This is a genomic window from Pseudomonas sp. S3_A03 (assembly GCF_054668275.1).
The window spans coordinates 1,720,305-1,735,431 of record NZ_CP162753.1 but is presented as its reverse complement, the minus strand read 5'-3'; the positions used below and the strand labels follow the sequence as shown (position 1 = coordinate 1,735,431).

Here is a 15,127-nt window from a genome sequence, read left to right as displayed (position 1 = left end):
ACAGGCTCGTTTCCTTTCGCAAGTTCGCAAAGTTCATATCAGACCGCTACCACTACGATGGCGCCGATCACCAGCACGGCACCGGCCGCCATGGAAGCTGCATACCAACGCAATTGGCCCGTCTCGCTGCGGCTCAGGGCGGTGTGACCGCCTTTCGCGGCGCGCGGGATCAGACCGATGGTCTGGTCGAGCGGGTCTTTGCGCAGTACGTGGCTGATAGCGAGGTAAGGCTTGACGAACAGTTTGTCGTAGATCCAGTCGAAGCCCCACGCGGCGAACCACCAGGCCGACAGGAAGCGGCCGATGCCACTGTTGGCCACGGCCGTCACGAAGCGACGCTTGCCGAGGAACAGCAGGGCCGCCAGCAGGATACCGGCAATGGCAATGGCGCCCGAGGCGATTTCCAGGCTGTGCTGAGCTTCGCCGCCGGCATGGCCGACGCTCTGTGGCAACACACCGTGCAGAGGCGGGGTGATCATCGCGCCGACGAAGGTCGACAGGATGATCAGCACCGACAATGGCAACCAGTGGGAGATGCCGTGGCCTGCGTGCGCTTCGGTCTTGGCTTCACCGTGGAAGGTGATGAAGATCAGGCGGAAGGTGTACAGCGAGGTCATGAACGCACCTACCAGGCCTGCGTACAGCAGGTTCCGGTTACCGCTGGCGAAGGCTTCCCAGAGAATTTCGTCCTTGGAATAGAAACCGGCGGTCACCAGCGGCAGGGCGGCCAGGGCGGCACCACCGACGATGAAGCTGGCGTAGGCCAACGGCAGTTTCTTCCACAGACCGCCCATCTTGAAGATGTTCTGCTCGTGGTGGCAGGCAACGATCACCGCACCGGAAGCGAGGAACAGCAGGGCCTTGAAGAAGGCGTGGGTCATCAGGTGGAAAATCGCCGCGTCCCAGGCTCCGACGCCCAGGGCCAGGAACATGTAGCCGATCTGGCTCATGGTCGAGTAGGCGAGGATACGCTTGATGTCGGTCTGCACCAGCGCGGCGAAGCCGGCCAGTACCAGGGTCACGCCGCCAACGATGCCTACAAGGTGCAGGATGTCCGGCGCCAGGGTGAACAGGCCGTGGGTACGGGCGATCAGGTAGACACCGGCGGTTACCATGGTGGCGGCGTGGATCAGTGCCGATACCGGGGTAGGGCCGGCCATCGCGTCCGCCAGCCAGGTTTGCAGCGGCAGTTGCGCGGATTTACCCACGGCGCCGCCCAGCAGCATCAGGGTCGCCAGGGTGATCCAGAAGTCGCCGACCTGGAATTTTTGCGGTGCCAGCACCAGCAGTTCCTGGATATTCAGCGTGCCCACCTGTTGGAACAGGATGAACAGGCCGATCGCCATGAACACGTCGCCGATGCGGGTGACGATAAACGCCTTGAGCGCCGCGTTACCGTTGTTGCGGTTGCTGTAGTAGAAACCGATCAACAGGTACGAGCACAGGCCCACGCCTTCCCAACCGAAGTACAGGAACAACAGGTTATCGCCCAGCACCAGGAACAGCATGCTGGCGATAAACAGGTTGGTGTACGAGAAGAAGCGCGAGTAGCCCGCTTCACCGCGCATGTACCAGGACGCGAACAGGTGGATCAGGAAGCCCACACCCACCACCACGCCGAGCATGGTGATCGACAGGCCGTCGACGTAGAGGGCGAAGTTGGGCTTGAAGCCCTCCACCGACATCCACTGCCACAGCACCAGGGTGTAATGGCCGCCGTCGGGCGGTGCCACGTTGAATTGCCAGATGACGTAAGCGGCGACGATGGCCGACAGGCCGATCGAGCCCACGCCCACCAGGGCAGACAAGTTTTCCGACCAGCGTCCACGGGAGAACGACAGCAGCAGGAAACCGATCAGGGGGAATACGAAAGTCAGAAAGATCATGTTCATCCGCGCATCTCACTGGCAGCGTCGATATCAAGCGTGTGGAAGCGACGGTACAGCTGCAGCAGGATCGCCAGGCCAATACTGGCTTCGGCGGCTGCCAGGCTGATCACCAGGATGAACATGACTTGTCCATCGGGCTGGCCCCAACGTGCGCCCGCCACGATGAACGCCAATGCCGCGGCGTTCATCATGATTTCCAGGCTCATCAACACGAACAGAATGTTACGGCGAACCATCAGGCCGACCAGGCCAAGGCAGAACAGGATGCCGGCGACCGCCAGACCATGCTCCAAAGGGATAGCAGGCATCGTCATTGCTCCTTGGCTTCGTTGCGGCCCAAGTGGAAGGCAGTGATGGCTGCGGCGAGCAGCAGCATCGACGCCAGTTCGACCACCAGCAGGTACGGGCCGAACAGGCTGACGCCCACGGCTTTCGCGTCCACGGTGGTGTGGCCGATGGCCTGGCCGCTCTGGTGGGCGAACAGCACATACAGCAGTTCACCCAGCAGCAGCGCTGCGAGGACAACCGGGCCGAGCCAGATGCCGGGCTTGAGCCAGACGCGCTCCTGGGCGACCGAAGCCGGCCCCAGGTTGAGCATCATCACCACGAACACGAACAGCACCATGATGGCGCCGGCGTAGGCGATCACTTCCAGCACGCCGGCGAACGGTGCGCCGAGGCTGAAAAAGGTCATGGCCACGGCGATCAGCGAAATGATCAGGTAGAGCAGGGCGTGCACGGGGTTGGTGTTGGTGATCACGCGAAGCGTGGACACCACTGCAATACCCGATGCGAAATAGAAAGCGAATTCCATCTTTCTTCCTTAAGGCAGCAAGCTCTTCACGTTGATCGGCTCGGCTTCGTTTTGTGCGGCGCCTTTGGGCTTACCGGCAACGGCCATACCTGCAACACGATAGAAGTTGTAATCAGGGTTTTTACCGGGACCGGAAATCAACAGATCTTCTTTCTCGTACACCAGGTCCTGACGTTTGAACTCGGCCATCTCGAAATCCGGTGTGAGCTGGATCGCGGTGGTCGGGCAAGCTTCCTCGCAGAGGCCGCAGAAAATGCAGCGCGAGAAGTTGATGCGGAAGAAGTCCGGGTACCAGCGACCGTCTTCGGTTTCAGCTTTCTGCAGGGAGATGCAACCCACCGGGCACGCCACGGCGCACAGGTTGCAGGCTACGCAACGCTCTTCGCCATCGGGGTCGCGGGTGAGTACGATGCGGCCGCGATAGCGCGGCGGCAGGTACACCGCTTCTTCCGGATATTGCAGGGTGTCGCGTTTGCGAAAGCCGTGACCGAACACCATCACCAGGCTTCGCAACTGGGTACCGGTACCCTTAACGATGTCGCCAATATATTTGAACATGGGTCAAATCCTCACTGAACCGCGCCGGCTGGCGTGTTCAACAACACGACGGCAGCCGTCACCAGCAAATTGATCAGGGTCAGCGGCAGGCAGAATCTCCAGCTGAAATCCATCACCTGGTCATAGCGCGGGCGCGGAATCGAGGCGCGCAGCAGGATGAACAGCATGATGAAGAACGCGGTCTTCAGGAAGAACCAGAAGAAGGCCAACTGCGGCAGGATGCCGAACGGACCGTGCCAGCCGCCGAAGAACAGCGTGACCAGCAGGGCCGAGATCAAGATGATGCCGATGTACTCACCGACGAAGAACATGCCCCACTTCATGCCGGCATATTCAATGTGGTAACCGTCGGCCAGTTCCTGTTCCGCTTCCGGCTGGTCGAAGGGGTGACGGTGAGTCACGGCCACGCCAGCGATGAAGAAGGTGCAGAAGCCAAAGAACTGCGGAATGATGAACCACAGGTTCTGCGCCTGGTACTCGACGATGTCGCGCATGTTGAACGAGCCAACCTGCACCACGATGCCCATCAGCGCGAGGCCCATGAACACTTCGTAGGACACGGTCTGGGCCGAAGCCCGCAAGCTGCCCAGCAGGGCGAACTTGTTGTTGCTCGACCAACCGGCGAACAGCACCGCGTAGACCGACAAACCGGCCATGGCGAAGAAGAACAACAAGCCGATGTTCAGGTCCGCCACGCCCCAGGTCGGGGTGATCGGGATGATCGCAAACGCAATCAGCAAGGCGCTCATGGCCACGACGGGTGCCAGGGTGAAGATCACCTTGTCGGCAAACGGCGGGGTCCAGTCTTCCTTGAAGAACATTTTCAGCATGTCGGCGGCGATCTGGAACATACCGAACGGGCCAACGCGGTTCGGACCGTAACGGTCCTGCCACCAGCCCAGCAGGCGACGTTCGACGAAGCTGAGCAGGGCGCCCGCGACGACCACTGCCAACAGGATCACGATGGCCTTGACCACCGAGATGATCACGTCAATTACTTCCGGCGTGAACCAAGTCATTGCGCTGCCTCCTGCAGACCGTCAACGGTTTTGCCGAAAATGGCGGGCGGGATCCCGGCGATGCCTTTTGGCAGCGCAACCAGGCCGGCACCCAGCTCTTCGTTGATGCGCAGCGGCAGGCGCAGGGCCTGGCCGGCCACGTTCAGGCTGAGCAAAGCGCCGTCGTTGACGCCCAGGCGGTCGGCTTCGGACTTGGCCAGCGACACGTAGGCGGCTGGAATGCGCTCTTGCACCGGCGCGGCCTTGGAAGAGTTCTCTTCGCTGCCGAACAGGTGGAAGAACGGCACGACCTGCCAGGTACCCGGCGCCGGGTTGAACGGACGCGGTACCGCGGCGAACCAGTTCAGCGAGTCACCGCTGCTTTCGATCAGGCGGGTGCCCGGGTCACCGGCACGGATATGCCCACCGACTTCGTCCTGGAACTTGTTCCAGGCCTGCGGCGAGTTCCAGCCCGGCGACCAGGCGAACGGCACCTGCTGACGCGGTTCGGCCGAACCCGAGTAACCTTCCATCGAGAAGGCGAACGCGGTGTCGTTGTCTTGCGGGGTACGCGGTTCGTGCACGCTGATGTCGGCGCGCATGGCGGTACGACCGGAGTAACGCAGCGGTTCACGGGCGAGTTTCAAGCCCTTGATGCGGAACGCGGCGGACGGCGCGGCATCGACGATACGCGCCAGTTGCGGTGCACTGGAGGCCACGGCAGCGGTGACGTGGTCGAGCTGGGTCCAGTCGATCGGCTGGTTCAGCAGGGTCGCGCGCAGGGCATGCAGCCAGCGCCAGCCTTCGTGAACCAGGATGCTGGCGTCCATGTACTTCGGATCGAACACCTGGAAGAAGCGCTGGGCGCGGCCTTCCTGGCTGACCAGGGTACCGTCGCCTTCGGCGAAGGTGGCGGCCGGCAGCACCAGATGGGCACGGTCGCTGGTGGCGGTCTTCTGGTGGTCGGCCACGATCAGCACTTTGGCGGCGCTGAGTGCGGCGTCAACCTTGGCGGCATCGGTGCGGGTGTACAGGTCGTTTTCCAGTACCACGATGGCATCGGCACGGCCGTCGGTCACCGCTTGCAGCGCAGCGTCAACGGACTCGCCACCGAGCATGGCCAGGCCGAGGCTGTTGGCTTCCGGCACGACCAGACTGATGGAACCGTTCTTGTCGCGCAGCTTGAGGGCCTTGGCGATGTTGGCGGCGGCTTCGATCAGCGCTTTGGAACCCAACGAGGTACCGGCAATGATCAGCGGGCGCTTGGCCGCCAGCAGGGCGTCGGCGATACGCTGGGCCAGCGCCACGGCTTCAGCGTCCAGGCCGTCGACGGCAGGCGCGCCGGCGTCAAGGGCGTGGGCCACGGCGAAACCGATGCGGGCCAGGTCGTCCGGTGCTGCGTGGACGCATTCTTCGGCGATGTCGTCGAGCTTGGTTTCAGCCAGGCTTGCGATAAACAGCGGGTTCAGCGCGTGCTGGCCGATGTTCTTCACGGCGGCGTCGAGCCACGGCTGTACGCGCATGGCGTCGGCCATTTCTTCGGCTTTGCCTTTGACCGACTGGCGCAACGACAGCGCTATGCGCGCGGCGGTCTGGGTCAGGTCTTCACCGAGCACGAAGATCGCGTCGTGGTCTTCGATGTCGCGCATGTTCGGCACGGGCAGCGGGCTGTCGTTCAGCACTTGCAGCACCAGACGGATACGCTCCAGCTCACCGGCTTCGATGCCGCTGTAGAAGTGCTCGGCGCCTACCAGCTCGCGCAACGCGTAGTTGCTTTCGAGGCTGGCGCGCGGGGAACCGATACCGACGATGTTGCGGCCGCGCAGCAGGTCGGCGGCTTTATCCAGCGCTTCGTCCAGGCTCAGCTTGGCGCCATCGGCCAGCAACGGCTGGCGTGGGCGGTCTTCGCGGTTGACATAGCCGTAGCCGAAACGGCCACGGTCGCACAGGAAGTACTGGTTGACCGAACCGTTGAAGCGGTTTTCGATACGACGCAGTTCACCGTAGCGCTCGCCCGGGGAGATGTTGCAACCGCTGGAGCAGCCATGGCAGATGCTCGGCGCGAATTGCATGTCCCACTTACGGTTGTAGCGCTCGGAGTGGGTTTTGTCGGTGAACACACCGGTCGGGCAGACCTCGGTGAGGTTGCCGGAGAACTCGCTCTCGAGCACGCCGTCTTCAACGCGACCGAAGTACACGTTGTCGTGTGCGCCAAAGACGCCCAGGTCGGTGCCGCCGGCATAGTCTTTATAGAAGCGCACGCAGCGGTAGCAGGCAATACAGCGGTTCATCTCGTGGGAGATGAACGGGCCGAGGTCCTGGTTCTGGTGGGTACGCTTGGTGAAGCGATAGCGGCGCTCGTTGTGGCCGGTCATCACCGTCATGTCTTGCAGGTGGCAGTGACCGCCTTCCTCACAGACCGGGCAGTCGTGGGGGTGGTTGGTCATCAGCCATTCGACAACGCTGGCGCGGAACGCCTTGGATTCTTCATCGTCGATGGAGATCCAGGTGTTGTCGGTGGCTGGGGTCATGCAGGACATGACGATACGACCACGGGTGTCGTTCTCGTCGGTGTATTGCTTGACCGCACACTGGCGACAGGCACCGACGCTACCAAGCGCGGGGTGCCAGCAGAAATACGGGATGTCGAGGCCTAGTGACAGACATGCCTGTAACAGGTTGTCCGCCCCATCGACTTCGAGCGCTTTGCCGTCTACGTGGATAGTGGCCATGGTTCAAAGTTCTTCGTTGGCCCGTTGTCAGCGGGCGTGGCTAATGGAATCTTGTTATTCATGTGCATCTACACAGCCGTTACGGCGTCAGCACATGAGCAGGCGAAGGGCACGGACCCTTCGCCTGTTTAAGCGTTACGCGCCGACTACGATCGGCTTCGCCAGAGGCGGCACGGCGGCGCTGGTAGGCGCGATGCCGGCTTCGAACTCCGAGCGGAAGTATTTGATTGCGCTGCCCAGTGGCTCCACGGCGCCCGGTGCGTGAGCACAGAAAGTCTTGCCGGGGCCGAGGAAACCGACCAGGCCCAGCAGGGTTTCGATGTCACCCTCGCGGCCTTCGCCGTTTTCCAGCGCCATCAGCAGCTTCACGCTCCACGGCAGACCGTCGCGGCATGGGGTACAGAAGCCGCAGGACTCGCGGGCAAAGAACTGCTCCATGTTGCGCAGCAGCGAGACCATGTTCACCGTGTTGTCCACCGCCATCGCCAGGCCGGTACCCATCCGGGTGCCCACCTTGCCGATGCCGCCGGCGTACATTTGTGCGTCGAGGTGCTCAGGGAGCAGGAAACCGGTACCGGCGCCGCCTGGCTGCCAGGCTTTCAAGGTGTAGCCGTCGCGCATGCCACCGGCGTAGTCCTCGAACAGCTCGCGCGCGGTCACGCCGAATGGCAGTTCCCACAGGCCAGGGTTCTTGACCTTGCCGGAGAAGCCCATGAGCTTGGTGCCCATGTCTTCGCTGCCTTCGCGGGCCAACGATTTGTACCAGTCCACGCCGTCGGCGATGATCGCCGGCACGTTGCACAGGGTCTCGACGTTGTTCACGCAGGTCGGCTTGCCCCACACGCCCACGGCGGCAGGGAAGGGCGGCTTGGAACGCGGGTTGGCGCGGCGGCCTTCGAGGGAGTTGATCAGTGCGGTTTCTTCGCCGCAGATATAACGCCCGGCGCCGGTGTGCACGAACAGTTCGAAGTCAAAACCCGAACCGAGGATGTTCTTGCCCAGCAGGCCCGCTGCCTTGGCTTCGGCCACGGCACGGTTGAGGTGCTTGGCGGCGGTGGTGTATTCGCCACGCAGGAAGATGTAGCCACGGTAGGTCTTGAGGGCGCGGGCACTGATCAGCATGCCTTCGATCAGCAGATGGGGCAGTTGCTCCATCAGCATGCGGTCTTTCCAGGTGTTGGGCTCCATTTCATCCGCGTTGCACAGCAGGTAGCGGATGTTGATGGACTCGTCCTTGGGCATCAGGCCCCACTTCACGCCCGTGGGGAAGCCTGCACCGCCGCGGCCCTTGAGGCCGGCGTCCTTGACCGTCTGGACGATATCGTCCTGGGCCATGTCGGCGAAGGCTTTGCGCGCGGCGGCGTAACCGTTCTTGGCCTGGTATTCGTCGAGCCATACCGGCTCGGCATCATCACGCAGGCGCCAGGTCAGCGGGTGGGTCTCGGCCGAACGCTTGATCAGGTTGGCCGGGCCGAAAGAAGTCAGGGTCATGGGTAGCCCTCGAGCAATTGGGTCACGCCAGCAGGCTGCACGTCACCGAATGTGTCGTCGTCGATCATCAACGCCGGCGCCTTGTCGCAGTTGCCCAAGCAGCACACCGGCAGCAGCGTGAAGCGCCCGTCCGGGGTGGTCTGGCCGAGGCCGATGCCCAGCTTGTTCTGGATCTCGCTGACCACCGACTCGTGACCCCCGATATAGCAGACCATGCTGTCGCACACGCGAATGATGTGGCGGCCGACCGGCTGGCGGAAGATCTGGCTGTAGAACGTCGCCACGCCTTCAACGTCGCTGGCGGGAATGCCGAGGATCTCGCCGATGGCGTAGAGCGCGCCGTCAGGCACCCAGCCACGTTCCTTCTGGACGATCTTCAAGGCTTCGATCGACGCCGCGCGCGGGTCTTCGTAGTGATGCAGCTCGTGCTCGATGGCCGAGCGCTCGGTTTCACTCAAGGTGAAACGGTCTGTCTGGATAAGCGTGCTGTTCATGCTTAGCGGTCCACGTCGGCCATAACGAAATCGATACTACCCAGGTACGCAATCAAGTCCGCGACCATCTCGCCTTTGATCACCGAAGGGATCTGCTGCAAGTGCGGGAAGCTTGGGGTGCGAATCCGGGTGCGGTAGCTCATGGTGCCGCCATCGCTCGTCAGGTAATAACTGTTGATACCCTTGGTCGCTTCGATCATCTGGAAGGATTCGTTGGCCGGCATGACCGGGCCCCACGAAACCTGCAGGAAGTGCGTGATCAGGGTTTCGATGTGCTGCAGCGTGCGCTCTTTGGGCGGCGGCGTGGTCAGCGGGTGATCCGCTTTGTACGGGCCGGCCGGCATGTTGCGCATGCACTGCTCGATGATCTTCAGGCTCTGGCGCATTTCTTCGACGCGCACGATGCAACGGTCGTAGGCATCGCCATTGGCCGCCAAGGGTACTTCGAACTCGAAGTTCTCGTAGCCGGAATACGGGCGTGCTTTACGCAGGTCGAAGTCGCAACCGGTGGAACGCAGGCCGGCACCGGTGACGCCCCATTCCAGGGCTTCTTTGGTGTTGTACTGCGCGACGCCGATGGTGCGGCCCTTGAGGATGCTGTTGTCCAGGGCGGCTTTCTGGTATTCGTCCAGACGCTTGGGCATCCACTCGACGAATTCCTTGACCAGGCGCTCCCAACCATTGGGCAGGTCGTGGGCCACGCCGCCGATGCGGTACCAGGCCGGGTGCAGACGGAAGCCGGTGATGGCCTCGATGACCTTGTAGGCACGCTGACGGTCGGTGAAGGTGAAGAACACCGGGGTCATGGCGCCGACGTCCTGGATATAGGTACCCAGGAACAGCAGGTGGCTGGTGATGCGGAAGAACTCGGCCATCATGATGCGGATGGTGTCGACGCGGTCTGGCACTTTAATGCCGGCCAGCTTCTCGACCGAGAGCACGTACGGCAGGTTGTTCATCACGCCGCCGAGGTAGTCGATACGGTCGGTGTACGGGATGAAGCTGTGCCAGGACTGGCGCTCGGCCATCTTCTCGGCACCACGGTGGTGGTAGCCGATGTCCGGTACGCAGTCGACGATTTCTTCGCCATCCAGTTGCAGGATGATACGGAAGGCACCGTGAGCCGAAGGGTGGTTCGGGCCCAGGTTGAGGAACATGTAGTCCTCGTTGGTGCCGGAGCGCTTCATGCCCCAGTCTTCCGGACGGAAGCGCGCGGCTTCCTCTTCCAGCTGTTGCTTGGCCAGGTTGAGGCTGAACGGGTCGAATTCGGTGGCGCGGGCAGGGAAGTCCTTGCGCAGCGGGTGACCTTCCCAGGTCGGCGGCATCATGATGCGCGTCAGGTGCGGGTGGCCAGGGAAGTCGATACCGAACATGTCCCAGACTTCACGCTCGTACCAGCTGGCGTTCGGCCAGATACCGGTCACGGTCGGGACGCTCAGGTCGCTTTCGCTCAGCGCGACCTTGATCATCACGTCGCTGTTACGCTCCAGCGACATCAAGTGGTAGAACACGGTGAAATCGGCGCCGCTCGGCAGCCCCTGGCGCTTGGTACGCAGACGCTCGTCCACGCCATGCAGGTCATAGAGCATGACGTACGGCTTGGGCAGGTTGCGCAGGAAGGTCAGGACCTCGACGAGCCTGGCGCGCGCCACCCACAGCACCGGCATACCGGTGCGTGTGGCCTGGGCGGTGAAGGCGTCAGGGCCGAAACGGTTATTGAGTTCGACGACCACATCCTGGTCGTCTGCCTTATAAGGCGGGATATACAGAGCACTGCCTGTAGTCATGGTTTTTTATCGCTTTCGGTCAACGTAAAGAATGAGGCCAGGTTTTCGTTCTATAAAAGAAGCGGGCTGGATCAGACTTCGTCGGGGCTGCGCAGATTGGTGACTGCGATTCGCTGTTCGCGGCGCGCATCCTTTTGCGAAGGCATCTCGGCGCGATAAACGCCTTGATCGCCGACGACCCAGGACAGCGGGCGACGCTCCTTGCCAATCGATTCCTGCAACAACATCAAGCCTTGCAGAAATGCTTCGGGGCGGGGCGGGCAGCCAGGCACATAGACGTCCACGGGCAGGAACTTGTCCACCCCTTGAACGACCGAGTAGATGTCGTACATGCCACCGGAGTTGGCGCACGAACCCATGGAGATAACCCACTTCGGCTCGAGCATTTGCTCATAGAGACGCTGGATGATCGGCGCCATCTTGATGAAGCAGGTACCGGCGATAACCATGAAATCCGCCTGGCGCGGCGAGGCCCGGATAACTTCGGCGCCAAAGCGCGCGATGTCGTGGGGCGCCGTGAAGGCGGTGGTCATTTCCACGTAGCAGCACGAAAGGCCGAAGTTGTACGGCCACAGGGAGTTTTTACGCCCCCAGTTAACCGCGCCACTCAGCACGTCCTCCAGCTTGCCCATGTAGATGTTTTTGTGGACTTGGTCTTCTAACGGGTCGGAAACGGTTTCCCGTTCGCCGATGGGGTATTGCTCGTTAGGAGCATCCGGGTCGATCCTGGTGAGATTGTATTGCATCGCCAAAGCCTCATTGTTTCAGCTTCGCTTGCCGCTTACGACGAGCTTCCGGAGCCCAATCAAGGGCGCCCACTCGAAATAGGTAGACAAGGCCTGCCAACAGAATTGCTATGAAAACGAGGGCTTCGACGAATCCGGTCCAGCCGCTTTCGCGGACGGACACAGACCAGGCAAAGAGAAAAAGGGCTTCGATATCGAAGATCACGAAGAGCATCGCGACCAGATAGAATTTGGCTGAGAGCCGCAAGCGGGCGCCACCTGTAGGTAGCATGCCCGACTCGAACGGTTCGTTTTTGCTGCGGCCCCAGGCTTTTGACCCAAGGAGGCTGGAGACGCCGAGCATGAAGGCACAGAGGCCGACAACACCGAGGAGGAAAATGGCAAAGCCCCAGTTGTGGGCCATGAGTCCTGTCGCTTCGGTCATGCTGGAAATCCTTAACAGAGAGCAAAGGTCTCTGAGCTCGAAAAAGTAATGATGCAGTGACGATATGTCGCAGCGCAGTCAACCGCGGTGATTTTATGGCTAAACACCGGGCAAGTAAAATTGCGATAGCGAAATTATTCGTTGGAATAAGGACATAGTGCACCTCAATGGGGCTGTAACCCTTACAGGGTGGGCATTAGCGGGCATTTAATCAAATCTGTTTTGTTTAACCGGTAACGAAGCTTTTAAGTGCCAAATGATAATGAATATTGTTTGTGCGGAGGTTTAAGCGAGTGTTTCTCGTGTGGCGCGGGAAGTTGCCGTTACTTGCTTGAATGTCGCGAGTGTTGGAGTGGATCTTTTAACCGATTTATCTGCAGCGAATACCGCTCTGGATCAAGATTTGCGCAAAATTTTCAGGCAGATCACATTTCCCCATGTGGGAGGGGGCTCAGTCCAGGCAAAAAAAACGCCCCGAACCAGTCGGGGCGTGATTGTTGTGCGGCACGGCGGTTAGGTCTTCCCTGGGGCCGCCGTGGCCGTGTACCCGATCAATCAGTGAAACTGTTCTTCTTCGGTCGAGCCGGTCAGCGCGGTCACGGACGAGGTGCCGCCCTGGATCACGGTGGTCATGTCGTCGAAGTAGCCGGTGCCCACTTCCTGCTGGTGCGCCACGAAGGTGTAGCCCTTGGCGGCGTCAGCGAATTCCTGCTCCTGCAGCTTCACGTAGGCGGTCATGTCGTTGCGGGCGTAGTCGTGCGCCAGGTTGAACATGCTGTGCCACATGTTGTGAATGCCGGCCAGGGTGATGAACTGGTGCTTGTAGCCCATGGCGGACAGTTCGCGCTGGAACTTGGCGATGGTCGCGTCGTCCAGGTTCTTCTTCCAGTTGAAAGAAGGCGAGCAGTTGTAGGAAAGCAGTTGGTCCGGGTATTCCTTTTTGATCGCTTCAGCAAAGCGACGGGCTTCGTCCAGATCCGGCTTGGCGGTTTCGCACCAGATCAGGTCGGCGTACGGCGCGTAGGCCAGGCCGCGAGCGATAGCCTGGTCCAGGCCGGCGCGTACTTTGTAGAAGCCTTCCTGGGTACGTTCGCCGGTCACGAACGGCTGGTCGTACGGGTCGCAGTCCGACGTCAGCAGGTCAGCGGCGTTGGCATCGGTACGCGCCAGGATGATGGTCGGCGTCCCGGCAACGTCAGCGGCCAAACGCGCAGCGGTCAGCTTCTGTACGGCTTCCTGGGTCGGAACCAGTACCTTGCCGCCCATGTGGCCGCATTTTTTCACGGAAGCCAGTTGGTCTTCGAAGTGAACGCCGGCAGCGCCTGCTTCGATCATGCTCTTCATCAGCTCGTAAGCGTTCAGTACGCCGCCGAAACCGGCCTCGGCGTCAGCCACGATCGGTGCGAAGTAGTCGATGTAGCCTTCGTCACCTGGGTTCTTGCCGGCTTTCCACTGGATCTGGTCGGCACGACGGAACGAGTTGTTGATGCGCTTGACCACGGTCGGCACGGAGTCCACCGGGTACAGCGATTGGTCGGGGTACATGGACTCGGCGGAGTTGTTGTCCGCCGCCACTTGCCAGCCGGACAGGTAGATCGCCTGGATACCGGCTTTCACCTGTTGGACTGCCTGGCCGCCAGTGAGGGCGCCCATGCAGTTGACGAAATCTTTGTCGGGGCGGAAGGAAGGCTTGGCACCTTGGGTGACCAGGTTCCACAGCTTCTCGGCGCCGAGTTTTGCAAAGGTGTGCTCGGGTTGAACCGAGCCACGCAGGCGGACGACGTCAGCAGCGGAATAAGCGCGGGTTACGCCTTTCCAGCGTGGGTTTTCAGCCCAATCTTTTTCAAGGGCTGCAATTTGCTGTTCGCGTGTCAGTGCCATGGGGAAAAACCTCGTCGCATAGGTCTAGGTGGAAAAGTCCTTTTGCCTGCCACGCAATCGTTGCGCGGTAGGGCGGCTCGCTGACCAGAGGCATAGGCGGTCAAGCCAGGTTCGACGGGGGAGGCGACGGGGTGAACGAAGGGCTCAAGGGAGAAAGTGAGCAGGTAGGGGCGAACCGAGAACAGTCTTTGGGCGTCGTGGGCCGTTGGACATTCTGCAGTGTGTTGCCGGGTTACCTGGTTAGCTTCCGTCCCTCGGGACAACTTCGTTCCAGTCGCAACCAACGTCAAACACACCTTGTGGGCGGTACAGACACGAATCGGCTCAGGTGGGTAACTTAGAGCGGCGATCCGAAGACCCTTGCCAGGGCCTCTGATTAGCGGGAGCGAGGCCATCATGCCCATGCTTTTTTGGATCGTCAAATGTTTTGTAGTGCTTTTTTTGAAGCACTACATCTTTAGTCTAATACGACTCATCAGTCAGTTTTTGGTGCTTCAGTTCAGGGTGTCGACCTTGACCCGTAAAGTCAGGTCGTCGCGCCCCTGGGTAGCGTAGCTGCGGGTTGTGGAGGATTTATCGGCCTGGGTTTCACGATTGACGCCTGCCAGGGATATCCATTCGCCCAAGCGCCCGCTGACGGTTGTGTCGGTACTTTGCACGTTCACTACATCGGGACGTTCCTGGCTCATGCGGTCACGGTTGGTACTGATCGCCAGGTGTACGGTCTCGCCAGTGACGCTGGCGGTCACATAAAAGCCCTGGGTGACATTGCGATATTGGGTCTGGTTTTGCGGGCGCCCGTACGCGTCGGGTTGGGTGGTGGTCAGCGGGACGCTCTGGCCTACCTGGATCAGGGCCGGCACGCCTTCACTGGCCTGGATCTGCTGGATGCCGCCGTCGCGACTGGCGGTGCCATAGCTGATGATGCGGGTCTGGCTGTCGCCGCTGTTTTGCTGGTTGGTTTCGTTGGTGTCGACGGTGATCAGCAGGCGCTTGGCCGGCGTGTCGAGTTGGGCGAGCAGGGCGCGCAGCTCTTCGATCTTGCCGGGCTCGGCTTTGACAATAAGCTGGTTGCCGTAAGCGCTGACGGTGCCGTCCTTGCCGATGAAGTTCTGTGCTACAGGCAGCAGGTCGGCGCTGGTGCGGTTGCTCAGGTTGACGACTTGGGTGTCGGCCATGGCCGAGACGCTGGCGGTCAGCAGGAGTGCGGTGAGCAGGGTGCGTAGGGACATGTCCGTTATCTCTGCGAGTCATTTGGGCTTGATAGTGCCAGTTTGTCGGCCTGGCGGGTCGCATATTGAATCGTAGACGGC

At 61.1% G+C, this 15,127-nt stretch carries 13 protein-coding genes; all 13 read right to left on the bottom strand.

What is annotated here, in order from left to right:
- Positions 1-38 precede the first annotated feature (38 nt).
- A complete protein-coding gene (gene nuoL, locus AB4O25_RS07770; RefSeq protein WP_460150722.1) occupies positions 39-1,892 on the bottom strand; it encodes an NADH-quinone oxidoreductase subunit L in 1,854 nt (617 codons plus the stop codon).
- Positions 1,889-2,197 (bottom strand): NADH-quinone oxidoreductase subunit NuoK, encoded by a 309-nt coding sequence (gene nuoK / locus AB4O25_RS07765; protein ID WP_003174727.1) that lies wholly within the window; start codon positions 2,195-2,197, stop codon positions 1,889-1,891. Before nuoK ends, nuoL begins: the two co-directional genes overlap by 4 nt.
- Positions 2,198-2,199: 2 nt before the next feature.
- Positions 2,200-2,703, bottom strand: a complete 504-nt coding sequence (gene nuoJ / locus AB4O25_RS07760) for an NADH-quinone oxidoreductase subunit J (protein ID WP_017527176.1) — start codon at positions 2,701-2,703, stop codon at positions 2,200-2,202.
- A 9-nt stretch (positions 2,704-2,712) separates the two neighbouring features.
- Positions 2,713-3,261, bottom strand: a complete 549-nt coding sequence (gene nuoI, locus AB4O25_RS07755; protein ID WP_003174725.1) for an NADH-quinone oxidoreductase subunit NuoI — start codon at positions 3,259-3,261, stop codon at positions 2,713-2,715.
- An 11-nt stretch (positions 3,262-3,272) separates the two neighbouring features.
- Positions 3,273-4,280 (bottom strand): NADH-quinone oxidoreductase subunit NuoH, encoded by a 1,008-nt coding sequence (gene nuoH, locus AB4O25_RS07750; protein WP_017137518.1) that lies wholly within the window; start codon positions 4,278-4,280, stop codon positions 3,273-3,275.
- Entirely contained in the window at positions 4,277-6,991 is a 2,715-nt protein-coding gene (nuoG, locus tag AB4O25_RS07745) for an NADH-quinone oxidoreductase subunit NuoG (RefSeq protein WP_017527177.1), read from the bottom strand. The genes nuoH and nuoG overlap by 4 nt, the downstream gene beginning before the upstream one ends.
- Positions 6,992-7,126: 135 nt before the next feature.
- Positions 7,127-8,482, bottom strand: coding sequence for an NADH-quinone oxidoreductase subunit NuoF (gene nuoF, locus AB4O25_RS07740; protein WP_017527178.1), 1,356 nt, complete (start codon positions 8,480-8,482; stop codon positions 7,127-7,129).
- Positions 8,479-8,976 carry an NADH-quinone oxidoreductase subunit NuoE gene (nuoE, locus tag AB4O25_RS07735; RefSeq protein ID WP_003174721.1) on the bottom strand — a complete coding sequence of 166 codons (498 nt, stop codon included), beginning with the start codon at positions 8,974-8,976 and terminating at the stop codon, positions 8,479-8,481. Before nuoE ends, nuoF begins: the two co-directional genes overlap by 4 nt.
- 2 nt (positions 8,977-8,978) lie before the next feature.
- Positions 8,979-10,763, bottom strand: coding sequence for an NADH-quinone oxidoreductase subunit C/D (gene nuoC / locus AB4O25_RS07730; RefSeq protein ID WP_460150721.1), 1,785 nt, complete (start codon positions 10,761-10,763; stop codon positions 8,979-8,981).
- A 71-nt stretch (positions 10,764-10,834) separates the two neighbouring features.
- A complete protein-coding gene (locus AB4O25_RS07725) occupies positions 10,835-11,509 on the bottom strand; it encodes a NuoB/complex I 20 kDa subunit family protein (protein WP_017527180.1) in 675 nt (224 codons plus the stop codon).
- Between the two features lie 10 nt (positions 11,510-11,519).
- Positions 11,520-11,933: an NADH-quinone oxidoreductase subunit A gene (locus AB4O25_RS07720; protein ID WP_003219575.1), complete on the bottom strand. Its 414-nt coding sequence runs from the start codon at positions 11,931-11,933 to the stop codon at positions 11,520-11,522.
- A 555-nt stretch (positions 11,934-12,488) separates the two neighbouring features.
- Positions 12,489-13,814 carry an isocitrate lyase gene (gene aceA / locus AB4O25_RS07715; protein WP_003174717.1) on the bottom strand — a complete coding sequence of 442 codons (1,326 nt, stop codon included), beginning with the start codon at positions 13,812-13,814 and terminating at the stop codon, positions 12,489-12,491.
- Between the two features lie 494 nt (positions 13,815-14,308).
- Positions 14,309-15,046: a secretin N-terminal domain-containing protein gene (locus tag AB4O25_RS07710; RefSeq protein WP_017527181.1), complete on the bottom strand. Its 738-nt coding sequence runs from the start codon at positions 15,044-15,046 to the stop codon at positions 14,309-14,311.
- Positions 15,047-15,127 lie beyond the last annotated feature (81 nt).